Source organism: Faecalispora anaeroviscerum, assembly GCF_947568225.1.
GTDB classification, from domain to species: domain Bacteria; phylum Bacillota; class Clostridia; order Oscillospirales; family Acutalibacteraceae; genus Faecalispora; species Faecalispora anaeroviscerum.
In genome coordinates this window covers 450999-475616 of record NZ_CANOOQ010000001.1, presented here as the reverse complement: position 1 = coordinate 475616, position 24618 = coordinate 450999, and the positions used below count along the sequence as shown (strand labels likewise).

Here is a 24618-nt window from a genome sequence, read left to right as displayed (position 1 = left end):
AAAAATATGTGAGACAATGTAACATTTGTAGAATACTTTTTTAGTTTAACACGCATTCCGTAAAAAGTCAACCTCTAAAATAAAAAAACTTTACCGGCTGCGGATTTTCTGAACGACTCCTGAACTAATCATAAAATGGGGTTCCGCCAAAGGAAGCCGAAACCCCATTTTTATGAACCTTTATTACAGCAAGCCCATTACATTAAACGAAAGGATTAAACCAGAGAACACGATGGAAACCGTGGAGCACAGCTTAATCAGAATATTTAAGGAAGGTCCGGATGTATCCTTAAAAGGATCTCCCACCGTGTCGCCTACAACGGCGGCCTTATGGCAATCAGATCCCTTTCCGCCATGGTGCCCGGCTTCAATGTACTTTTTGGCGTTATCCCATGCGCCGCCGGCATTCGACATAAACACAGCCATTGCAAAGCCGGTAACGGACACACCGCCCAACAGACCCACAACGCCTTCCGCGCCTAAAATCAACCCGGTGGCAATCGGAACGATGATAGCCAGAAGCGCGGGAGCAACCATTTCGTGCAACGCACCCTTCGTACAAAGGCTGACACAGGCAGCATAGTCGGGCTCTGTCTCGCCTTCCATAATACCGGCGATTTCTTTAAACTGACGGCGAACCTCCATAACAATGGATTCAGCCGCAACCTGGACCGCGCTCATGGTAAAGGCAGAGAATACAAAGGTCAACATAGCTCCTAGAAACAATCCCACAAGAACCGTTGGATTGGTCAGAGAGAGATTCATTGTGAATCCTTTTTCAGTTACAATGTTAACATAGGATACCAGCAAAGCCAGCGCTGTGAGCGAAGCGGAACCAATCGCAAAGCCTTTGCCGGTAGCGGCGGTGGTATTGCCTAAGGAATCCAGAGCATCAGTCCGTTCACGAACTTCCTCAGGGAGACCGGCCATCTCGGCAATTCCGCCCGCGTTGTCGGCTACAGGGCCATAAGCGTCGGTCGCCAGTGTAATACCCAGAGTAGAGAGCATTCCCACGGCAGCAATGCCAATGCCATACAAGCCCATATTATAATTACCTGCGCCTCCAGCAGCAAAGAAGCTGATGATAACAGCGGCAACTACGATAAGAATAGAGGCAGCGGTTGACCTCATTCCCAGAGACAAGCCACCGATGATAACCGTCGCAGAACCGGTCTCAGAGGAAGCAGCCAGCTCTTGAGTGGGCTTATATGTATCAGAAGTATAGTATTCTGTGAAATAACCAATGGCACAGCCGCCGATCAGTCCGCACAGAATCGCAACATATACGCCCCAATTTCCAACGGTATAATAAGTGAGCGGAGCCGCCGCAACAGCGGACAAACCTGCAGCCAGATAAGTACCGGTACGCAGTGAGGTTAACAGAGACTTTTGCGTGGCATCCTCTTTTGTTTTTACAAAGAAAGAGCCAATAATGGAGCATACAATACCGCATACCGCCAGCAGCATGGGTAAGAGCATCCCCTCAAAGCCATAGCCGGCTGCGGCAGCCAGTGCAAAGGTCGCCAAAATAGATCCCACATAAGATTCGTATAGATCAGCTCCCATTCCGGCTACGTCACCAACATTATCACCCACGTTATCGGCAATCGTAGCAGGATTGCGAGGGTCATCTTCCGGAATACCTGCTTCTACCTTCCCCACCAGATCAGCGCCCACATCGGCAGCCTTGGTATAGATACCGCCTCCTACACGAGCAAACAGCGCCATAAAGGAAGCGCCCATACCATTCATTACCATAATGTTGCCTAATTGGGTCGCATCCGTGATGCCGAACCCATAATGCAGCAAATGGAACCAAACAGAAACATCCAGAATGCCCAATCCAACAACAGTAAAGCCCATGACCGACCCGGAGGAAAATGCAACACGCAGACCCTTGTTCAGGCTTTCAGATGCAGCCTGAGCGGTACGGGCATTTGCGTTGGTAGCTATTTTCATTCCGATAAACCCTGCCAGCATCGACCAAATACCGCCCGTTAAAAAAGCGAAGGGGGTAAATTTTGAAAGCATTTGCCCATTCGTGCCAAAAGCCATCGCCATTAACACGAGAAACACTACAACAAACACCTTTGCAACAGTAGAATACTGCTGCTTTAGATAGGCATTCGCGCCAGCCCGAATAGAGGCAGCGATTTTTTGCATTTTTTCAGTTCCCTCTGAATAACTCATAACCTGTTTTTTCTGAGAGTAAGCAAAAAAAATGGCTAAAACAAACCCGACAAAACCGACCCAAAACATATTTTGCATTGGGATTCACTCCTTTTCATTTTTCATTCCTAATGATCAATATTCAGAACAGATTCATCCCCAGCCCAACAATGAAGTAAAAACCAGGTAGTAATGGAGCCTCCTTTCTTGTTGATCCGGAGATACCCGTTCACGACAAAAAAAGATGGAAGCTTCTTGCGAAGCCTCCACCCTAAGCTACAAATCTTGAAAACAGATATCAACAAACGATACGAATATCTGCCCAACCGGAAAGTATCATATTTATTTGTGCTAATTTTACAGCTTTAAACTGGATTTGTCAACACTTATCAACAAAACCGCAAAGATAATTTTCGCGTTTCATCTGAAATAAAATCGCAGCAAGTAATTGAACTAAGCCTTTATCGCCCATCTCAATTTTGCGGAGCGGGCGCGACTATTCCTATTGCATTCTTCTATTGAGGGCCGAATGACCTCGGTTGAAATCTCACTGTAAACCCCTTCCCGCAACAAAGCCTTAAAAGACTTTTTGACCAATCTATCTTCACCTGAATGGAAAGACAGTATGGCAACGCGACCGCCTTTTGCAAGGGCATTCGGAAGTTTTTCTAAAAATTCGTATAATACCTCAAATTCACTATTCACATCGATACGCAACGCCTGGAAGGTTCTTTGACAGGACTTTCGAACCGCTTCTTTGCGCTGATCTGCCGGAATAAACTGAAGAGCATCTTCAATAATTTGTCGGAGCTGCGTAGTCGTAGAAATATCAACACCTTTTTTCATTTTAGAAACAATTGCACTAGAGATCCGTGCGGCATATGGTTCATCCGCATTTTCAATCAGCATTCCTTCCAACTCTTCTTGCGTCATATTGCGCAAACGCTCAGCGCCGGAGATTCCTTTTTCCGGATTCAATCGTAAATCCAACGGCCCCTCTTTTTTATAGGAAAACCCTCGGTCAGGATTATCTATCTGCATGGAAGACAGGCCTAAATCTGCTAACACAAAATTAAACGGGCCTGCCTCAGCGGCAACTTGATCGATATTGGCAAAGTTCAGCTCCCTTGTAGTGAACACATCCGAACCATACCCTAAATGCTGTAAGCGCTCTCTGGTTTTCGATAATTCAATGGGATCTACATCAAGGGCATACAAATGGCCCTTGGATTCTAAACATTTTAGCATTTCTAATGTATGACCGCCGTATCCCAGGGTTGCATCCAAACCAGTTTGTCCTGGTTTAATCTGCAAAAATTCTAATATTTCTTTGACACATATCGAGATATGCATACCGGCAGGCGTATTGCCCTTTTGAATGATCTTCGCTACCGTATCCGCATATTTTTCCGGTTGAAGTTCCTTGTATTTTTCTCGAAAGTTCCTTGGGTGTGTCCCCTTGTATCGAACACGCCGTTGGTGTTTCTGCTCTGTATTATCCATTGGATACCCATCTCCCTTTTCTTATGTAATCATAAATTAGGATTATCTGCAAAGCCGATCGCCGCGTAATTTTCGGTTATTGCTAAACTGCGAAGTTGAATTAGTTTGATTATATCTTTTTAACCCCAATAATACAACTAAATATCCTGTATGAAGCTCTGAGGTTTAGAAGATAAAAAGAGAAAATAAAATGAAATAGACCTTTCGATACTTCAAGTCAAAAGAATAGAATAGTTGATGATATTTTGGTTTCTCTTTATTAGTTTAGCAAAAAAAGGAGGCAGAAAATCCGCCTTCTTTTTTTGCTGCTTTTAATTTGAGAAACTATAATATAATATGCTGCCGATAATCAAAACCCAACTGTTTGAATTCGGAACATAAAAAATCCATGCGAGTGGGGATAATTTTAATCAGATAGAGTGTGGATGGTAATTTTTTTAGCTTTTCAGAAGAAATTTTTTTGTATGTCAGCCAGTTCATATATTCTGCCGACCATGGTTCTATCACTTCTGCTGTACCGGTAACTTGTAATCCTCCCAAATGATTAAAACCAGTAAAGCTGTCAAAAATGGCAAGACTTACATTTTGATTCCCCTTTAGAGCATGAAATTTAAGTCCACCCTCAGACAAAATCCAAAAGTTTTTGTCTTTATAGCAATATTCAATTGGTGTGCAGCGGACAAAAGCTCCGCAACCAGTAGCCAAGGCACAGGTATTATGCTCAACGATGAATTTTTCTATTGCTTCCAGTAGTTCAGTTGGTTCCATTCGTATGGTTTCTGTTTCTCTTTCATCCCAATAGGCAGCCGCTTCATCATAATTCATATAATCCCCCCAGCTGAATTATTTTACGTTTGATCCAATATAGAATACACTTAAAAACTTCTAAATATAACGCCTTACTTTTTTCATATAACTTATGTACTCTTCCCCAAACTCTTTTTTACACCATCTTTCTTCCGACAGGATAATCCAATGTGCTGATAATTGAAAGACGATTAGTAACGCAAGCAATATCAACGACCGTGTAAGTAATACACAACCTAAAAAATAAATAAAGTATGCCACATACATCGGATTGCGGGAAACCCGGTAGAGCCCTTTAACATTAATACCATTCTCAGCGGGCCTTGCAAAATTCGATACGGACCCAAGACACAACAACACTCCTAAGCCATATATCACCAAGCCTGTATAAAGCCAGTTCGGATCAGTTGTAATCTTGAGGAAGCACAGGTATACAAAAAACAGAACGTTTGAAATTTGATAAAACCAGTACGCCGCTTTTTCTTTTCCAATCAGCGGAGCAAAGAAGGCAGCACGTGTTAACGCTTCTTTATTTAACATGCTTAAAAGCCCGAACCTAATAAGTATGAGCGGTATTACGGTTAGAAATCCATTCATTGTATCCACACTTTCTGAAACGATCAACAAATATAAATCATCAGATTATACTCCCATTGAATGTCATAATCATTAAGCGAAGTTCACAAGCTCTTAGTGGTCTAATGCAATTTTGCCTTTTAAACCAAAAAAACATTCCCTCTTGTAACAAATGAGCTTCCATATTACATTCACACTAGTAAAGAGGTACCGCTCAATGGAAGATTGTCAAGAAACCCCTTCATCACATTCGACAAAGGATATGAGTAAAAAACGAAAAAGCCCAACTATTGCTGGACTTTTTCGACAGGTTAAAGGTTTTGGCTGCTCCAGCCTCCAGAGTATTTAATATTACTTTTTCCCCTTGCCGTTATTATCATTCTTCGGTTTCTGCTGTGCCTGCGCAGATTTACCGTTCTGCTGAGAAGAAACATCGCTAGATTCTGATGCGGAACTTTCGGGAGCAGAGGAAGAGATTACGGAAGAAGTTGAGGTTTTTGCCTGACCATTATTTTTTGATGCTGCTTTCGCTTGTGCCTTGGCTGCCTTTGCTGAGCTTTCCGAAGAAGCTTTACTGGAGGTAACAGAGGGTGCGGAAGATTCGCTGCTTTGCGAAGAAGCTTCTCCGGAGGTAACAGAAGGTGTGGAAGATTCGCTGCTTTGCGAAGAAGCTTCACTGGAAGAAGAACTGTCGGAAGGTTCAGAGGACACGTTACCCGCGTCTTTTCGATTTTGCTTAATCGCTTTCATAATTTCTTTTACAGGCCTGTTCAGCCATTCCTGCACATCAATGCTGTCTGGCGTTGAGGAACTGGCCTGAAGCTTTTCTACCAGATTCAGCTTACCGGGCGTTGTACCTAATGTGCGGGCCTGCTGTACACGGGCCGCCCCAACGCTGACTGCCTCCACTTCAACGGGAACAGCTGCATCTTTTGTCTCTGTTTCCGCTGTAGTTTTCAACTCATCCGCCATTTGCTGAGCATCCTGTTCATTATCACTGGAGGTTGAAATCATAATTGCACCGGGGTCTGTCCCCTCAAAGTAACCATTTTTTGAAATTTCATCTACGGTTTCTTTTACCGCTGTATCAATCGGCTGATTGGTAAGTTCTAAATCCTTCAAAATATTTTCAGCGTCCGTATTCACCGCTGTTGCACTTAATACGCGATCAAAACGGTTGACGGTATATTCAATAGAAGGATTCACATCAAGGCTTACATAAGTATAAGGAGTATAATAAGCCCACGCGCCTGTACCAAATACTCCAACAGCAGCGGCTGCCGTTGCCGCCCATATTACGAAGCGGGTAGAAATTCTTTTTTTGTTTTCCAACTCGATCACCTGTCCAATCACATATTTTTTGTTTTTCACTTTCAATATGCAACCATCATCGGACAGAGCTGCAGCTTCATTTCCTTTTATTTCTAAAATAACCGCTTTCACCGCTCCAGCTCCTTTCTGATGTAAAGCATATAGTCCGCTAAACAGGGGTAATCACCGGTAATTATCTCTGCGGCGGCTATTATATATTTTCGGTGACGTTCGAGTATTTTTCGGGGTACCCCGCTTTCGTTGCTAACTTGCTTAATCGGTAATAATTTGCTTTCGCGCATATTGTTCAGCAGAATCGGATTTTTCACAAGATATGCTACTGCTTTAGCACAGGCCGTTTTTGTCTTGTCCGCTTTTGGTGAATTCCCAGTAAGATCAAAAAAGGAAAAACCATATTCGGTAAGAGTTTTGGAAACAGCGTCAATTTCGAGACGAATAGAATCATCGGTTATGACCGCAATTTTTTGAGAAACTTCCGTACGCAGTACAACATCATCTTCTTCCTCTTCCGGTGGGGAATCAAAAACAGTTGGGCTAACAGATATTTCCTCATGATATTTGGATTGAGTCCGCAGGTAATCAATCATCTTGCGCCGAATAACCATTTCACAAAATGAGAGAAAACGTCCCCTTTCCGGCGTATAATCTTTGACAGCCAGTGAAAAAGCATGCAGTGCAATTGCCCATTCATCGTCACTTTTTGTAATATAGCGATGTACAGAGGAGGAAGCGCACTTTAAAATGAAAAATTCGTTTCGTTTCACCAGCAGCTCCAGATAAGCCACATCAGCCGCCGCTTTTACGGCAAGTTGATCAGTTTCATTCATAGCCTTACTCCTTTCATCATAAGAGAAATCATCTTCTCGCAAATACGCTCTCAATGGGAAGCAATTTATCTGTGACGATATGCGAGACGCAGAGTCTCTTTCGGGGCACCGGCTGCCACAAAAGAACACGTGAATTCATATCCAGAGCTTGCAGCAGATTTCTGCTAACATTCCTTCAAGAGTATAGTATAAATGATATATGAAAAAAGGCAAGTATATCCTAAAACACACAGCAGATCACCGGCCGGTAGTGGCCAAGCAATGTCTCGATCATTTGCCCTGCTGATTTCAGTAACTGCGTGGGGCGTTTTGTAATCAGATCCCCGCTTTGCAAAGATTTTGTCATACGATACATTGACGCTTACTCCCTTTCCAATCCGCAAGAACTATGGTACAATTAAAAAAATACAGCCGCGCCCGATGGACGTATATTTTCAGTTCATCCGCGCGTTTTCATCCTTCCTTAGGGTAAGAGAAAGGTGGGTCACTCCATGCATGACAAACTGATTCGCCAGGTAAACCTCGAGATTACCGAGGCCCTAGCCTCTCTTCGGCTGGCCGTCCTTCCTAACCGAAAAACCACTCTGGATCAATTTAAAAATCCGGTCTGGATCGAGGGGCTGGCCGCTCTGTTTCCCCTTCGGGAACGGCTCCGTTGCACCCAGGTGCTGGATTTATGTGCGCCGGTGCTCAATCAGTTGTGCCCAGACGCACCGGAGGAAGGATGGCTCCGGTTTTGTTATCAATATATCTGTAGTCTGATGTTCCCTGAAAACGGGTTTGCGCCAAGGGCCGGCCAATATGCTCAAGGGGCCCGTATCTACCTGACCATTCTTCAAATTCTTCTGAATTATGAGCGTGCCGCACTCCCCTTCAACTCAATGCTGGATTTTCAGTTTCTCTCTGAAGAGGAGTACAGCCGCTGCAACAATGCCAAAGAATACCGCCGCCTGATGAATGCCTGGCGGGAAGAATATCTTTACGAGCTGATGCGCCTCGGGATGGAGGTCACGCCCTATCAAACCTTAAGCCATATCTCCGGCGTCCACTACATCGCTATGATCGCCGCCCGTGGACTGAAGGATGCGGGAGTGGAGGTGGACTTGTCCTTGATTTCCGGAGCTGCCGCAGCCCACGACTTTGGAAAATTCGGCTGCCGCCCCGGCGAGCGGGTTCCCTATCTGCACTACTACTACACCGACCAGTGGCTTCTTGCCCGAAAGATGGATGGAATCAGTCACATCGCCTCCAACCACTCCACCTGGGATCTGGAGCTGGAGTCCCTGTCTGTGGAATCCTTGCTTTTAATCTATGCTGATTTCCGCTCCAAGCAAACCTTGGACGCGAACGGTAATGAACTCATTGTTCTTTACCCGCTGGACAAGTCGTTTCAGGTGATATTATCTAAATTGGACAATGTGGACCAGAAAAAACGCAGGCGGTATGAATTCGTCTATGGAAAGCTCCGCGACTTTGAGGACTATATGCGCAGCCTTGGAGTGGATGTGGATCTGACAGGAAATCCGCAGCCTCCCGTTCCTCACAAAGACCCTGCCCTGATGAGCCCGGAGGAGACACTGAACAGCCTGATTCTTTTGTCGGTGGACCACAACCTGCAGCTAATGCATATGCTATCCGACGAGCAAAAGTTCGGCAATATCATCGAGGAAGCCCGTTCTGCCAAAAGCTGGCAGCAGCTGCGGGCTTACCTCAATGTTTTTGAGGAATATTTCACCTATCTGTCCGTGCGGCAGAAGACTCAGGCGCTGTCCTTTCTGTATGAACTGCTGGTTCACCGCGAGGGCGATATCCGACGCCAGGCCGGCAGCCTGATCGGTCAGCTGATCGCCCGGTTTTATCTGGTCTACCGCAAAGAGATTCCCGCCGACGCTCAGAATGACCCCGCAGAAGAAGTCCCTTTCACTCTGTGGGCTCAATATTTGGACAGGATTATTTTTCCGGACCATAAGACCACTCCACAGGAGCGTTCCCATATCAGCTACGCCCTGAAGCTGGTGGTTGGTGCCATGCTGGATTACGCCCGGCCCGGAGATGTGCCCCGCTTTTTAGGCGCTCTGCTGAACTACTATGATAAGCCGGAGGAAATCGTCCCCGATACCGCCTTCACTCTGCTGGACGCCATCCGGTCTTTGCCCCCCCAATATTATGGGGAGGAAACGCGGGGCAAGCTGATTGATTTTGCCTCTTATTTTGCCGCTTCCGAAGAATTGCGGCTAATCATCGCCGCTCTGGAGTTTCTGCGGGAAGTCGAACGTTCCCTTCCCCGCAGCCATCCACAGATGGCTCGTATTGTTCAGGTCACCCGAAATTTGGAATCGAACCAGCTGACTACCGTCTTCCTTCAGTGCAAGATTCTCCGCCGTGCCGGAGAGGATGTTACCGCCCTTGAGCACACCTTGTACCAAACGGATATTACCAGCGAGGTCTTTTTGGACAACTTGAAAATCGCCACCCCCTGGGTAGTCAAGGTGGCCGGTGTTGAGCTTTTGCGGGACCAGGTGGAACACGGTCTGAAAACGCATACCCTTCACATTGCCACCCACTTCTCTAATCTGGTAAAGGTATCTGAACGGGTGGGAGTTCGTCACGCCGCCGGCTCCGCCCTTGTGCGTACTCTGCCAATGCTGCGCCGGGATCAACGCAACGAGGTGGTTGTAGAGCTGGGCAAGGGACTGGAAATGGGTCAGTATGAAATTTCCAAATATATTCCTGAATATTTGGGAAAGACTGCCCTATACCTTCACCCGGACGAACTGGATGAGCAGGTGCTATGGCTGAAGGGGCTGCTTGGTTCCCCCAGCAACTCCGCCGTTTCCGGTGCGCTGAACACCATCGGGGTGCTGCTTCAGTACTATCCCGCCTATCGGGAACGGTTCCCCGAGTCGGAATCTGCCTATGAGGCCCGGCGGCAGGAGTTGCTTGGCCTGTTGCTTCAAGGGCTGGCCCATTATCGGGAGGAGGTGCATCAGGAAGCGTTGCTGGTCATTGGTAAGCTACTGTTCGAATCTCCCGTGTTGGACATGGAAGAAAAAGGGTGGCTGTTTTCCCTGTGTTACCGCAAACTGCTCTTCCTCATTCAGGAGGCACCGGGCCACAATAGCCTGACTTTCTTCTACCGGGCTGCCGCCCTCGCCCATATCAACCGCTTTATTGCTGTGCGGCGGCTGGACCATGGTCCCTTCTCCTTTGACACGCCCCGGAATATTGCTTTTTTCCCCGGTACCTTCGATCCTTTTACCCTGTCTCATAAGGGCATCGTTCACGCGATCCGCGATATGGGGTTTGAAGTCTATCTGGCGGTGGACGAGTTCTCCTGGTCTAAAAAGGCCCAGCCGCATCTGATCCGCCGGCAGATTGTCAACCTGTCAGTGGCGGGGGATTTTCATGTTCACCTGTTCCCGGACGACATTCCGGTCAACATTGCCAACCCTGCCAACCTGCAGCGATTGGTGGAGCTGTTTCCAAAGCAGCAGGTTTATGTAGTAGTGGGAAGCGACGTAGTGCTCAACGCCTCCTCCTACCGGGCTCAGCCGGTTCCTTATTCCATCCACCAGATGAACCATATTATTTTCCGCAGAGCGGGGGAAGACGAGCTGCCCCGCAGTTTGCCTATTACCGGCAAGGTTATCCAGCTTCAGCTGCCTCCTCATCTGGAGGACATCAGCTCAACCCGCATCCGGGAAAACGTGGATCTAAACCGGGATATCTCTACCTTCACTGACCCGGTCATTCAGGACTTTATCTATCAAAACGGCCTATATCTCCGAGACTTTCAGGACAAGCCCCTCCTTTATGCGGGGGATCTGGAATTCCAGTGGATCGATACCCCCTCCCCGGCCCTTCTGTGCAGCCTGACCGCCGGCTATCCAAACGGAGAAGAGGTTTGTGCCGCAATCCTCCGCCGGCAGGACCGCATTCTGCTGCTGCGCCGCACCGGACACCAGCGTCATCTGGGCTTTGTCAGTTATCGCCTGCTGACGACCTCTCAGCTGTTCGCCGCACTGGAGGACCACGAGCTGGCTAACCGGATTCGTCTTCGTTCAGCCGGCAACGTGCTTTTCATCACCGCCCTGAGCGCCGACACCTCTGAACGGCACAAGGATTATGGTCAGCTTCTTCTCAGCGAGCTACTTGCCCGGGCGCTGGAGGAAGAGTGTGTCTACGCTGTTTTTCGTCCCCATGACGGCCACATGCCTCTCACTTTGGAAGACACGCTGTCCCGACAGGGCTTTGTCTCCCGAGAGGAAGACGCCCCGATCCGGGAGGTAGATATGCATGCCCCTACGGTGCTCATTCAAAACCTGGAAACCACGATTCAGGAGCCGTTGTGCCGCAATTCCCGGGTGCTGTCCTCCATTCGCCGGGGTCACGAGCAGCTTCAACGCGCCCTGACCGGGCTGTATCCGGGGTCTTTGGTTCTAACGCTGTCTGCCGACATCATTCACCACCGGCTGCTGGAGAAGATTACCGCCTACAACAACGTGCCTTCCACGTCCACCCATCCGCGAACACTTGGCGAAAATATGTGTGTTCCTTTCGGCAAGCTGCTCCGGGGCAAAAGCGTTCCGAATACAGTGACCAAAACCGTCCACACCGACAGGGTCTTTTCCCCGGACCTGACCGAAACCACCATCGAGGCTTTCCCTTATTACGCCTCCATACCCTGCCAGATTCGCACCATCAAATCCTTTAACCGTCCGGTGATTCTGGTGGACGACCTGATGCACCCCGGCCTCCGTATGGGGGCGCTGGATCCCATTCTTCGAGAGGAGGAGGTTCCCATCCGCATGGTGCTGGTGGGGGTACTGTCGGGCTATGGCAAGGATCTAATGCATTCCTGGGATCGGCCGATAGACAGCGTATACTTCCTGCCCCGGCTGCGGCAGTGGTTTGTGGAATCCACTTTGTATCCCTTCATCGGCGGCAACACCGTCCGGAGGTCCGGCTTCCCGGTTCCCGGCCTGCTGCCCGGTATCAACCACATTCTGCCCTACGCATTCCCCTCCTACCTGTCCGAATGCGGTCGAGATGCGGTGTTCCGTCTGTCCCATACCTGTCTGGAGGCCGCCCACGACGTCATCTCCACCTTAGAGCAGGAATACCGTATTCTCTATGGCCGAAATTTGACTCTGTCCCGACTACCCGAAGCGGTCATCTTACCCCTGTGCCCCGACAAGGGCACTTGCCTGAGCTACGACCCCAACCTGTCCGCCTCCGTGTACTTGGAAAACGATCTGGAGCAGCTGCTGCGTGAATCCCAGTAAATTACGCGGCATGCAGGGGGGTGGCTCTTCCTCTTCTCTGTGTTTGCTTGTCCACAATTTATTATTATGGAAGGTGATGCTATGTATTACTATAGTTACAAAGGCGCTAATCTGGTGTCTCTCACCCCTCTGGAGGGCTTCGGCCCACCCACCGCTCCGGTGACGGAGGGAATGCTCTTTGCTCCGGTTCCCGGGGATGCGGTTTTGGGCCGAGGGTCTTTTCGTGTAGGCCACCCGGGGCAGTTGCTGGCCCCCCATGGGCTGGAGGTACTGGACGCTTCCCGTCTGGCCGGGGCAGAAGTGGATGACCTCACCCAGGCCGCCATCTCCGAAGGCCGGCTCACCGCTGTCAACACGGGCCACCCCGGATGGGAAGAATTGCTCACCGCCTCCCCTAAGCCCGGTAAAAAGCGGGTCAATCTGCTGGCTATCGGGGACGTTGGCTCCACTCTGCTCACCGGGTTAAAGCTGCTTGGCGGGGACGTCATCTCCTCCATCGGCATCTGCGATCTGTCGGATCAGATCACTGCCCGCTGGGAATTTGAGATGGGTCAGGTCGCATTACCCTGGGATTACGATGCCCTGCCCGAGGTGGAGATCGTCTCCCCTGACCACATCTTCGACTGTGATGTGTTTGTCTTTGTGGCTTCGAAAGGCATTCCTCCGGTGGGTTCTCAGGTCAAAGATGTACGCATGGCACAATTTGAGATGAACGCTTCCATCGTGAAGCATTATGCCAAGATGGCCCGGAACGCCCATTTTCAGGGCTTGTGGTGCGCCGTGTCCGACCCGGTGGACCCCCTTGCCAAAACCGCCTATTTGGAGAGCAACCGGGACGAGTCTGGCGTTTGGGACGGAAAGGGCCTTCGCCCCGAACAGATTCAGGGCTTTGGTCTTGGAGTGATGAACGCCCGAGCCGCCTATTATGCCAAGCGGGACACACGGTTCTCCTCCTTTCTGTCTGAGGGACGTTCCTTCGGCCCTCACGGCACTGGCCTTTTCATTGCCAACTCCATTCCAAACTATGACGAAGCGCTGTCTAAGGAGCTGACTCATCTCACCGTTACGGCTAATTTAAAAATGCGTGAGCTGGGCTTTAAACCCTATGTGGCCCCCGCCCTGTCTTCCGGCGCTCTGTCCCTGCTTCTTACCCTGCGGGGGGAGTGGCATTGCGGCTCTGTTTTTCTGGATGGCATTTATATGGGTGTGAAGAACCGCTATACCCCCGCCGGCATTGAAACCGAATTGCTGCCCCATATTCCGGATGCCCTGTTCGGCCATATCCGTGAGGCGGCGCAGCATCTGAAAGAGATTTTATAACTGTTTGAGAAGAAGGTGACCGGAATGTCCCTGATAGTAATCTATCCCCATCCAGACGTCCAGGGGGCAGACATGCGTCTGGACGGAATTTTGCGCCACGCTCTGGAGGGGCGGCAGACCCGTACTGTGCGCCGGGCGGAGGAGTTAACCGATCTAGCCGGTCGGCGTCTCCTCTTTGCCCTTCCCCTTGGGGATACCGGCACAAATACAGAGTCTGTTAAACTGCTGGCTCGCCTGCGCCGAGAGCCCGGACTGCTGGAGGGCTGCACGGCCGGACTGATCGTAGACGGGACCTCCCCTTTATATACCAAGTCGGCGGCGACAGAACTGACTCTGACGGCCAATCTGGCTGGCTGTGCGTTTTTGGGCCGCCCGTTGGTAGAGGGCACCGGTTCCCTTGTTAACTTTAAGGTTCAGGCCAAGCAGCTGAATACCGATTTTCTGGGAGCCTACCGCGCAGCCGCCCGGGAACTGGCCGACCGGTTGGAGCGGGAAACCATCCCCAAGGCAGAGAAACCGGAGCTTTTGGTGCTCCATGCCTCCAGCCACCACACCTCCAACACTCTGGCGCTGTGGGAGGAGGTCAAGTCCCGCCTTGGCAACGCGTTCACTGTGAACGAAATTGGGCTGCGCAACGGCACCCTGTCTGACTGCTCGGGCTGTCCCTATACCATGTGCCTCCACTTTGGCGAGCGGGGAGGCTGCTTCTACGGCGGTGTGATGCAGGATGAGGTCTACCCCGCCGTTCGCCGGTGTGCCGGGGTGGTGATGCTCTGTCCCAATTACAATGACGCGCTGTCCGCTAACCTGACCGCCTTCATCAACCGTCTTACCGCCTTGTTTCGCCAGACACGCTTTTATGACAAGGCGCTTTTCTCTATTGTGGTGTCTGGTTACTCTGGGGGCGATATCGTAGCCCGGCAGTTAATTGCCGGACTGAATATGAATAAGTCGTTCTTTCTCCCCGGCCGGTTTTCCGTGCTGGAGACGGCCAACGATCCCGGCGAGGCTTTGGCCCTACCGGGAATTGGAGAGCGGCTGGACGAATTTGCATCTCAGATTCGTAGCACCCTGCTAAATTAATTCATTACAAAGGGAACAGGGAACCTCCGTTTTTTACAGAGGTTCCCTGTTCCCTTTTCGATTAGGGCAGATATTCCATAGATCATCCACTCATCGTTAAACCATTATGCAAATGGCGGTGTCACTCGTCCGAATCAACTACGCCAAAAGAATTAGAGCTCTGTTTCGAAACATCTCCAGCCACTTCTGATTTTTGTAGCTTTTTGAAACAATACATTTGTTGATCGGCCTCCTTAAGAATCTTCTGAAAATTTAGACTACCTCCCCGGAAAATGCTATACCCATAAGCGATCGTTGGTAAATCGCTGTTGTTTTCGCGTTCTTCTTCAAGAACATTTGTCATACTCCTTAGTTGATTTTCAATCCGTTCCTGTTTTGCATCCTTGCAGATAATATAAAACTCATCTCCGCCGACACGATAGCAGGTATAATGGTTATCTAAAGATTTTCGTATAATTGCCGCCATTGCCTTTAGCACAATATCTCCGTAATCATGCCCGTAAGTATCATTAATGCTTTTAAAATCATTGACATCAAGGACAATAACGGAAAATGCCTTTCGGCCCGTCATCTGTTTTGCCGCTTTCTCAAAAGCCGCTCGATTATAAAGCCCAGTCAGTGTGTCAAAGCTGCTGTCAAATTCAGACAACAAGAGAAAATACAGAAGAAGAGCTAATGTTACACAATGCCATGAGGAATAAACCGCAGGAAACACAAGTTGAATACTTGTGCCGGCAACAGCAAAAAGCGATAAAGCAATCATTTGCCCTTTGATTGGATAATTATGAATTTTACCTGTATGGAGAGTCCTGATAACAAGGAATATTAAATTGATAATATAAACCACAACAAAAATAAAAAAAGAATTACCCCGTTCGTAATGATTGTTTATGTCAACATAAAAAATCAATTTGAAAAAGGGTGATAATACGGTGGCAACAATATTGATCAATGTCGGAAGCAATAAAAGTTTGTGTGCTTGAAGAATCGTAATGTCAGAAATAGCGATTAAAGCAAAAGGAATGATAGGAGTAAGGGCGAAACCAACCACATTGCAGCAAATATTTAAGTAGCGCAGTCCAGCGTTTTCATTCCCAGCCAGTATCGTCCCGGTTTCAGACAGAATAATAATTACAGTAAGCACGATTCCGAATAAAAATGGCTTTTTACGATAGTTATTCAGCATATTGCTTCTATGTATTAATACACAGAGAAAAAAGAGAGCAATGATGTCTATGCAACATGTAGCAATATAAACTTTTATCATATTTATCATCAAAATTTCCTATTTCACAACTAACTAATTGATAAAATACATGTTGTTCGTTTCGAACTCAAATATAGTATTAAATATCCGTTGGTTTTGAGCTTCGCATTATATGTATCCTCATATGAAATCATAACAGAAAAGTAGAAAACAGTGGCCATAAATTGAAGTCCTAAAACTTTAATTTGCGAGTTTTCAATAAATTCATTTACGTCTTTTTCTAATCTTTTTTCATTCATTGCTTGCTAAATTTTAACTTTCATTTTTTACACTCCTTCGTCAAATATAAATAATCAGATCGTGGTCTCAATGTAAGTCATAAACAAACTGCTAAGCTCTCTGGTTTAGCAGAATATCACCGTGTTGCTCATAATTAGCACTTCAGCTACATTCTTGCGAGGTACTACTTATGGTATCTGATCAGGTTTCAACTTGTTTACATCAGTAAATTCTCTTAAGTAATAGTCATTGTTGAATGCTACTGGCTCGGTGTAACATGTTTTGAAGACAAGCGTCTGCTCATCATATGAGTTACTATTTATTTTTATTATATCTTTGTTGAAGTCACAATTCAAACAAATTATATCTTTTTCAAAATATAAAAAATAGTCGGACATAATAACCGACTAAACCATAAACTCTATCAAGCAGTTCAATTTTATAGGTTATAATAAATGTTGGGGTGAAACAATAGAGCTTTGAAGAAAAGGCAAAAAAGCAGTGCAAATTCATTTGCTGTGGCAACACATAAAAAAGAGCAGCTTGACGCTACTCCTTCTTCTTTCCATTTCGGGTTTCCCCAACTATTAACATAGAGCCAGAAAAAAACCAGCATCCGCATGGATACTGGTTTTGTTTGGTTGCGGAGGCCAGATTTGAACTGACGACCTTCGGGTTATGAGCTTTTATGTTTTAAAAATAAGTATAAAAATAAAAGCAAAGCTTCTTTGCATAAAAAATATTATATCATAACAAAATCAATATTCCAATTAGGGCAGCACATTTCGATGTGCTGTTTTTTATACCCCATTTACTCGGACATTTTGTCCGACTTATGAAAGGAGTAATTCAATGACCAAAAAGAGTTCTTTTCTTGTGACAATTCATCGTCCGCATTGCAATTCACATTAGTAAAGGAGTATAAGCTATGGAAAAAACGTATTACTTAATTCATATCTACTTTGGCAAGAAAAGCGAAGGTGAGGAAAATCACTTTACTGTATATTCGTATCAAAAAAGCAGAAGGTTTACAGCTAGACAAGCTTGTATTATATCTTGCATGAGCAAAATAAAAATTTGTTTGCCACAAGTAAACTTCCGGTGAATGCAACCATAGATAATTACTGGAACATTATTGAAAGCCTTGGCCTTAACACAAAGGTATGTGATCGATATTGCACGCTGGGGTTTATCTCATGATTAAAATAAGAATAACCGGTTTGCCGGGTGAAGTGGAAAGCTTTCTGAAGAAACTCAGAAAGCTGTTTTTAATTTCAGATGAATCTAAGCCCTATAAAAATTCCAACAGCAGATATGTACGTCGATACATTGATATTGAGGAAAGAGGTAGTGAAAATGAGTAATATTATTGCGATCGCTATTGAAAAAGGCGGCTCTGGAAAGACAACTACCGCATTTAATATCGGAGCTGGTTTACGGCAAGTCGGACAAAACGTCTTACTTATTGATCTGGATCAGCAGAGCCATTTATCCAGATGCTTAGATTTTCAGCCGGATGGCAAACCTACGATCAGTGAACTGATCTACCAAGAAGTATCTCATATTTATTCCAATAATTATGTCGATTTTATCAGGCACAATGTAAAAGAAAATCTGGATTATATTCCGGCAAACAAGATGCTGGGCGGTATTTATGCTATTCTCGGAGCCGACGGCGAAAGCAACACCGTCTTTTCCCGGATATTCCGCAACGACTTTTTCCAGTTCTATGATTATATTATCTTTGACTGCCCGCCAGCTATTGATAATTTGCTAGTATCCAATGCCTTGCAGGCGAGTAACAAGCTCCTTCTTCCAGTTCAGGCAGAAGTGCCAGCCTATGAAAGTGTACCGGCAATGTTGCAGCGTATGATGGCTATAAAACAGGATTCAAACATTGAAAAATATATTCAAGGAATCTTGGTGACAATGTTTGATGGCCGCACTACAATCAGCAATGAAGTATACCAATCTCTTTCTGAAAGCTATGGAAATATGCTGATAAAAGAGCCTATACCCATGCTTCAGGAGGCAAAAAAAATATTTAAAACTAGAGCAAGTTTGGTCGGTAAATTGAGCAGCAGGACGGGTCAGGCGTACATGGCTGCTGTGCATGAGATTATCCGGAGGAATGCGTAATGCTGCCTAAACAAAATATACCAACCTTGGCGCAAGCGTTAAGCGGTACGCTTTTTGGAAGTGCCGGTGTAGCTCCAAAAGATTCCAAGGAAGTTGTAAAGATCGATCCTGAAGTATTAATTGAAATTGAGGATCAGCCGTTTCGACTCTATTCACCGGAAAAATTACAGGAGTTGGCCGATGACATCAGACTTAACGGCCAAATAAGCCCTTGTGTTGTGAGAAAAACAGATGATCAGTATGTCGTGCTGGCAGGAAGAAACCGTAAAAGGGCTTGTGCGCTTGCGGGCCTAAAGGTCGATTGTATTATCATTGAATGTGACGATGCATCAGCAAACTTGATAGTTGTAAATAGTAATATGCTTCAGCGTTTGGAACTGCTACCAAGCGAAAAAGCCTTTGGCTACAAGTTGCAGAAACAGAGCTATGAGGCTAAAGGCCAAAGAAAAAGCACAGCTGCGGTAGCAGAACAAAATTCCGAAAACATCAAAATGGTTCAAAGATATATTAAGCTGACAGACCTTAACAAAGAATTACTTGATATGGTCGATGAAGGGCGGCTTCCGGTTACAGTTGGTTATGAGCTATCTTATCTCTCTCCTGCTAACATGGACACTCTTTCTTCTTATTTGTTAACCATCCCCGATAAAAAAATATCTGTTGAACAGGCACAAATATTACACGACAGAAATGCAACGTATAATTTTACTGTAGATTGGCTTGATTCTTTTTTCCGGCATCCAGAAATGCTTCGGCGGGAGCAAAAACAAACAGATAAAGTTTCACCGGTGGAGCCGCAGCCAGTAGTGCCGCAGCCAGTAGTGCCGCAGCCAGTAGTGCCGCAGCCAGTGGAGTCGCAGCCAGTGGAGCCGCTGCCGGTGGAGCCGCAACCAATGGAGCCGCTGCCGGTGGAGCCGCTGCCGGTGGAGCCGCTATTAAATGGGAATCAACAGATCACTAAAGAAAAGATACTATCCATTACAAACAATTTAAAGCGTGATGAATTTCTTGACGGCTGGACTGAGTGGCCTATTTTAGTAGAAGTGCCTAAACTGAAACTTACCGTGAGACAGGTAATACTTCCGGACAAAAAAAGAATCGTGAGTTTGGAATATGGAAGACACTTCAACACGTCATATCGAAACTGTTATTTTCAGCTGCTTGGCGAAAATGTGGGAATTAGTCCTTTCAATGATGTTAGTCGAGCAAATATTATTGATCATTTAAAATCTCTTCGAATGAAACTAAATCAACAGTAGTTATAAGGTAATAACAAGTCGGACATTTTGTCCGACTTACTGCTTTATTTATTAAAAAGAAGGAAGGCGCTTTATGAAAGCAACAGGCGTGGTACGACGTGTGGATGATCTTGGCCGGATAGTAATACCTAAAGAGCTTCGCCGGTCTTTAGGTATACAGGATGGCGATCCGCTTGAAATCTTTACTGACGATGAAGGCGGTGTGATTTTTCGCAAATATGATTATACGGAAAGCGTTGAGGATTCCGTTCAGAGATTGCGAGAAGCCGTGCTGAAAAATCAAGACTTAAAAAATTCACAGGCTCTGATCGAGAAAATCACAGAAATGAAAAGCTTGTTGAATGCTGAAAAGAAGGCTGTTTATGAACCGTAGAATTCTAAACGCCTGGGGCAAATTCAGATACAAGCAAGTGGAGATGGAGCCATACAGAAACTTATTCCTTATCACAACACTTATCTTCTTTATATTTGTTCATTTGATAGACAATTTTATTATATTTGTGCTTAGTGTCGGTATATATATCATCACGCTTGAAGTGATAGCTCAATTGCACCAAATGAACACAGTTCGAATAAACGATTTCCTAAGAATCCAGAAGCATCCGACAAGAAAAAAAGATTACTACATTTACCAAAAGGTTGACTACAGTCAGCTGTTCAAGTATAGCTGTCACAATTTGCGAGAGCTATATTTTTCGGAAATGCCCCAGGTCTTGAGTTTATTAAGGCCAGGTACATACAGGATGGTCACGCAACCTTTATTCACGAAAGAACTATTCAGAGCAAAAAACGTAGAGGTTGTTTATAAGAAAAAGGCATATAAGAAAAAAATGGATAAGTTGCAACAGGAAGTCTTCTTAAATCGATGCAAGTCGTGTTCAAATACTGATTGCCCATATCGAACGAGCAAAACCAAGAAGCAATTCTACTATGTAGAATTTAAAGTTCTGGAAAGATGTGAAACTTTAGAAGTTAAATTGTTTGACAAAGGACTTATATAAACCGGCCAAAAAAATTTTGTAATCGACCAGGATACCTTGAAACCGGAATATCCACATGATATACTTTAACAACACAGGGAGGTATTAAAATGTTAGATCAAAATGACCTTCAAGCGATTGCGGGATTAATTACGGAGTCGTTAAAGCCGATTCACACCAGACTGGATTCCGTGGACAATCGGCTGGATCAACTACAAGGGGATGTTACTACCCTAAAAAATGATGTATCCACCCTAAAAGAAGATGTCACTACCTTAAAGGACGATGTTTCCACCCTAAAAGAAGACATCACTGTATTAAAGGCTGATACTACCGCATTGAAAGAAGATTCGGTCATTCTTAGAGAGGATACCTCTATTACCCGCCATTCCGTAAACCAGCTCCTTGATTGGGCCGACGATGCGAGTATTCAGGTAATTCCCCTTTTCAAAAAAGTAAAATAAGTATATGAGTGCATTCAGTGAAATTCACTGAATGCACTTTTAAGTTTTATGGTCAAGAAACGATGGTTAATTTCCATTTTTCTTGGCCTTTCTCTTTTAATTTATGAGAATCGTGTTAGAATGGAGGTAAGATATGGAAATAGATTGGGGTTATTATATGGACTTGGCTCAAATAATTACTTTGATACTTGGTGTGCTGGCTATTTTGGCAGCAATCATAAAAGATTACTATGCTTCAAAAGGTGACACAAAGCTTCTGCTAAAGGATCATGGAACTATCATTGACAAAGCAAACAGCATTTCATCAGATGTGAAATCACAGACTTCTGAGTTGCGCAATACTGTTATACGTTCAACAGATCAGATTACTCACAAAACAGACAATATTCAGAATTCTATTAACGCTATTGATAAACATGTGGCTGTAGAAGCTGTACGCCGAGATAATATGGAGAAAAATTTGACGAAAGAACAGCTTGACGCTACACATCAGATTCAGGCAATAAATTATATAAATGAACAGATGCTGCTGCTGCAAGCCAGAGTTATACAACTTACGAATGAAAATCAGGTGCTGAAGGAAGAAAATCAGCATCTTCAGGAGCAGATCAGTAATCTGCAACATGAACAAAAACGCGAGCACAGGCATTCCCATGATTATGATATGGAAATGTGAGTAAGGGAGAGTATATGAGAAGAGAAAGCCTTGAACACATCATACTTAACAGAAAACGCCGATGCAGCAAGTGTAAAAAAACTATGCAGCTTGGGGAACTATGTATTAAATACACGATTGATGTAAAAGGTGTTATCCCTCGTTATGATACCAAATACTTTTGTATAACCTGTGGTGGAGAAAATTAGAAACGAATGGAGGAAACGAACATGAAAAAGAAATATATGATCGCGATTGCGGCAGTCGTTGTTTTTGCGGGTGTCGCCACAGCCTTTGCCGTGCAGGCCGGAGGGAAAGATGATCCTCTTACTCCGGTAGAGAGCATAACATCATCCAGCGTTTCCCTGACAATCGGGGAAATCAATTCTGCTGGCGTGGCAGGTGGAACTGCCGGTTCCACCACAGGCAGCGGATCGGACGCAACCGCAGCCGGTGCAGGAGACAAGAACACAACAGAACTAACCAGCATTGCGCCTAAATCAGCCTCTATGCCCCCTGCCCCGGTCATTGACGGAGCTGGGAGTGAAACAAGTAGTGGAGGGTACGTCAAAGCCACAAACCCCGCCTTGACTGATCCGGATAAGCAGCCCTCTTACAAGGAAACGCCGGTGATTGATAACGGCAAAAAGACTTCGAGTAGCAGTTCAAGCAGTAAAAGCAATTCGAGTAGTTCCAGCAAATCAAGCTCCAGTTCCAGTAAGTCTTCTTCGAGCAAACCAGCTAATGGTACTAAAAAAGATGGGATGATTTGGGTCGATGGCTTCGGTTGGACAAAAGATGAAGGCGGCGGGGGCGAACAGACAAACCCTAATGAATCCAGTTGGGAACTTTCCGGAGAAAAAGTGGGAATTATGGAATAGAACTTAATATAGACAATTAAAAGAGCGTGGCGGATGCCATGCTCTTTTGTTTTGCAAGAGGAGGAAGTATGAAACGGATTATAGCAGTTCTACTTTGCTTATTCATTCTCTTCTCTGCGTTTTCCTCTGTCGTCTTTGCAGACGACGACGGTGGAAACATTGATAACGGCGGAGGCGGAATGGGCGAAGGCGAAGCTGGCCAAAATTTTTGGAATCCCGGACAAGACGGTGTACGGGTTACCGTTGTTCGTGTCAGCGATAATAAGCCAGTGACAACACCGATAGACCTTACAAATAAAAACGAAAGTAATATATATTTTCATTTCAATAAAAAGAGTAAGCTTCATTACAAGAACGGGGCAACACTTGCTGTCAGTACATCAAAATACAATTACACAGTTCCAAAAAAGGGGTTGCCAAAAATTATTGAGGACAATGGTATCGCAGACATTGACGCTATTCGGTCCTATTTTACAGATAAAGCTGCAATTGAACATATTGCCGAGTATGTAGGTGCATCGTATGAAACGCTGACTAACGGCAACTACAAGCTTCTTGTTGAACCAATCGCCTACATCACCTTCGGTGGTCAGCGCTACGCCATGACGGCCACCGAAGCAGCCTTATATGACCAAAAGTTAAGCGGAGGGTTACGGGCAAAAATGAAAGACCTTTCCCACAAGAACCTACCGCTGGCGATGTTTCTCAGAAAAGCCGATCTTGGGTATCCGGCATACACCGGGAGCCGAACATCTGCTCAATCCAATAGCACGATTATTTCTTCCCTTGGGCTTGGTGTTATAAAGTTTCGCGAAGATGAAGGAGAAGAGCCGGACGATCCAGTCATCACGGCCAACTATACTTACCGTGTGGATACGGATGTTGTTACGTCGGTGGAGCTGAGTACCAGTTCAGAGATCGATCCGGATGATCCAGCAAAGGTAACCTTTCGGATCGGCGGCAGCACGTATAATGTGACCAACATTGTAATACCGGAAGATGAAAGTCAACTGGTATGGGTAAAATGGCATACCCCCTCTACCCCACAGACGGTCAATATCTCCGTCAGCACCAACGACGGAAGTTTAAGCGCGTCCAATATAGCGGCCAAGGTTGAGAACCTTGATACCCACGAACCACCAAATCCTACCGCCAGAGATCGGCTTGATGGTTTTTTGGCTGCTACATTGCCGGACAAACCAGAGTATCTTTCCCGGTCATGGGGCATTTGGAGCGCTCGTTGGCATGAATACCTTGTATGGCATGAGCATTGGGTACAGCGCCATCACGCAGACGGCAGCGTCGACTGGGTGGATAAGGGCAAATGGGTTGATGAGGGATGGTGGGATTGGACGTTTAACCGTTATGTTGCTTCCCTGACCGCCAACATGAGTCTGCTTCCGGATGAAAAAGCCCCGACAGCCAGCGGCAAAACCATGCGTTCTGGATATGGTGTAAAAGTATCTGTCACCGGCGACGTAGACGGCTCTGCTCCCAATTCCCACATTACCGGACTTCAAACCGCCGTGGCTTACTTTCCTGAGTGGCATTATAAGAGCTATTGGCGGCTGCTTGACCTGACGCGATCCGGCAACCCATCGACGCTGCAATTCAAGACCAATAAATACTCCACCTACAACCGTAGGGTTCATTTCACTCCGCTATGGTATCCTGATGGAAAATATGAAGTATCAGTTTACGCTTTTGATGCCTGGACTCCTGCCGGAATGCTGGTGGCCAATCTGAGCGACTATGTAACCATCAAGGGCAATGTTTATGATGATTGGCACGTTGGCCCGCAGCTGGTGGAGTAAAATAAAGAAGTGGCAGGTTATTAATCAACCTGCCACTT

At 46.1% G+C, this 24618-nt stretch carries 18 protein-coding genes and 1 pseudogene; 11 read left to right on the top strand and 8 right to left on the bottom strand.

Translation table 11 applies throughout. From position 1 onward, the window contains the following. Positions 1–183 precede the first annotated feature (183 nt). The 7 genes from QOS46_RS02350 to QOS46_RS02320 all read right to left on the bottom strand — a co-directional run bounded on the left by QOS46_RS02350 (position 184) and on the right by QOS46_RS02320 (position 7569). Entirely contained in the window at positions 184–2268 is a 2085-nt protein-coding gene (locus QOS46_RS02350; protein WP_283606991.1) for a sodium-translocating pyrophosphatase, read from the bottom strand. A gap of 354 nt (positions 2269–2622) precedes the next feature. Continuing rightward, positions 2623–3672, bottom strand: coding sequence for a 16S rRNA (cytosine(1402)-N(4))-methyltransferase RsmH (gene rsmH / locus QOS46_RS02345; RefSeq protein ID WP_283606989.1), 1050 nt, complete (start codon positions 3670–3672; stop codon positions 2623–2625). A gap of 324 nt (positions 3673–3996) precedes the next feature. Then, positions 3997–4497, bottom strand: a complete 501-nt coding sequence (locus QOS46_RS02340) for a pyridoxamine 5'-phosphate oxidase family protein (protein ID WP_283606986.1) — start codon at positions 4495–4497, stop codon at positions 3997–3999. Positions 4498–4557: 60 nt separating this feature from the next. Next, entirely contained in the window at positions 4558–5076 is a 519-nt protein-coding gene (locus QOS46_RS02335) for a methyltransferase family protein (protein ID WP_283606985.1), read from the bottom strand. A gap of 330 nt (positions 5077–5406) precedes the next feature. After that, positions 5407–6498 carry an anti-sigma factor domain-containing protein gene (locus QOS46_RS02330; RefSeq protein WP_283606983.1) on the bottom strand — a complete coding sequence of 364 codons (1092 nt, stop codon included), beginning with the start codon at positions 6496–6498 and terminating at the stop codon, positions 5407–5409. Beyond that, a complete protein-coding gene (locus QOS46_RS02325) occupies positions 6495–7214 on the bottom strand; it encodes a sigma factor (RefSeq protein WP_283606981.1) in 720 nt (239 codons plus the stop codon). The genes QOS46_RS02330 and QOS46_RS02325 overlap by 4 nt, the downstream gene beginning before the upstream one ends. Positions 7215–7434: 220 nt before the next feature. Next, positions 7435–7569, bottom strand: a complete 135-nt coding sequence (locus QOS46_RS02320) for a hypothetical protein (protein WP_326521338.1) — start codon at positions 7567–7569, stop codon at positions 7435–7437. A 136-nt stretch (positions 7570–7705) separates the two neighbouring features. Here QOS46_RS02320 and QOS46_RS02315 point away from each other — a divergent pair, with 136 nt between their 5' ends. The 3 genes from QOS46_RS02315 (at position 7706) to QOS46_RS02305 (ending at position 14902) form a co-directional block, all read left to right on the top strand. Beyond that, positions 7706–12499 (top strand): cytidyltransferase-related domain protein, encoded by a 4794-nt coding sequence (locus tag QOS46_RS02315; protein WP_283606979.1) that lies wholly within the window; start codon positions 7706–7708, stop codon positions 12497–12499. Between the two features lie 81 nt (positions 12500–12580). After that, on the top strand, positions 12581–13819 hold the full coding sequence (locus tag QOS46_RS02310) for a lactate dehydrogenase (protein ID WP_283606977.1): 1239 nt from the start codon (positions 12581–12583) through the stop codon (positions 13817–13819). Between the two features lie 24 nt (positions 13820–13843). Then, positions 13844–14902 (top strand): flavodoxin family protein, encoded by a 1059-nt coding sequence (locus QOS46_RS02305; RefSeq protein WP_283606976.1) that lies wholly within the window; start codon positions 13844–13846, stop codon positions 14900–14902. Positions 14903–15023: 121 nt separating this feature from the next. On the opposite strand, the gene QOS46_RS02300 is transcribed toward QOS46_RS02305, so the two are convergent. Further along, the gene (locus QOS46_RS02300) at positions 15024–16178 is read right to left on the bottom strand and encodes a GGDEF domain-containing protein (protein WP_283606975.1); all 1155 of its coding nucleotides are present in this window, start codon (positions 16176–16178) and stop codon (positions 15024–15026) included. Between the two features lie 1406 nt (positions 16179–17584). On the opposite strand from QOS46_RS02300, the gene QOS46_RS02295 reads away from it, so the two are divergent. The 8 genes and pseudogenes from QOS46_RS02295 (at position 17585) to QOS46_RS02260 (ending at position 24580) form a co-directional block, all read left to right on the top strand. Then, on the top strand, positions 17585–17752 hold the full coding sequence (locus QOS46_RS02295) for a DUF3970 family protein (protein WP_283606974.1): 168 nt from the start codon (positions 17585–17587) through the stop codon (positions 17750–17752). Next, positions 17745–18527 carry a ParA family protein gene (locus QOS46_RS02290; RefSeq protein ID WP_283606973.1) on the top strand — a complete coding sequence of 261 codons (783 nt, stop codon included), beginning with the start codon at positions 17745–17747 and terminating at the stop codon, positions 18525–18527. Before QOS46_RS02295 ends, QOS46_RS02290 begins: the two co-directional genes overlap by 8 nt. Beyond that, a complete protein-coding gene (locus QOS46_RS02285; RefSeq protein ID WP_283606972.1) occupies positions 18527–19786 on the top strand; it encodes a ParB/RepB/Spo0J family partition protein in 1260 nt (419 codons plus the stop codon). The genes QOS46_RS02290 and QOS46_RS02285 overlap by 1 nt, the downstream gene beginning before the upstream one ends. Before the next feature lie 73 nt (positions 19787–19859). Further along, a pseudogene (locus tag QOS46_RS02280) lies at positions 19860–20006 on the top strand (AbrB/MazE/SpoVT family DNA-binding domain-containing protein); the annotation flags it as partial. A gap of 870 nt (positions 20007–20876) precedes the next feature. Further along, positions 20877–21230 carry a hypothetical protein gene (locus QOS46_RS02275; RefSeq protein WP_283606971.1) on the top strand — a complete coding sequence of 118 codons (354 nt, stop codon included), beginning with the start codon at positions 20877–20879 and terminating at the stop codon, positions 21228–21230. Positions 21231–21363: 133 nt separating this feature from the next. Further along, a complete protein-coding gene (locus QOS46_RS02270) occupies positions 21364–21906 on the top strand; it encodes a hypothetical protein (RefSeq protein ID WP_283606969.1) in 543 nt (180 codons plus the stop codon). 209 nt (positions 21907–22115) lie between these two features. Continuing rightward, a complete protein-coding gene (locus QOS46_RS02265; protein ID WP_283606967.1) occupies positions 22116–22766 on the top strand; it encodes a DUF6550 family protein in 651 nt (216 codons plus the stop codon). A gap of 68 nt (positions 22767–22834) precedes the next feature. Further along, positions 22835–24580 (top strand): hypothetical protein, encoded by a 1746-nt coding sequence (locus QOS46_RS02260; protein ID WP_283606966.1) that lies wholly within the window; start codon positions 22835–22837, stop codon positions 24578–24580. Positions 24581–24618: the final 38 nt, after the last annotated feature.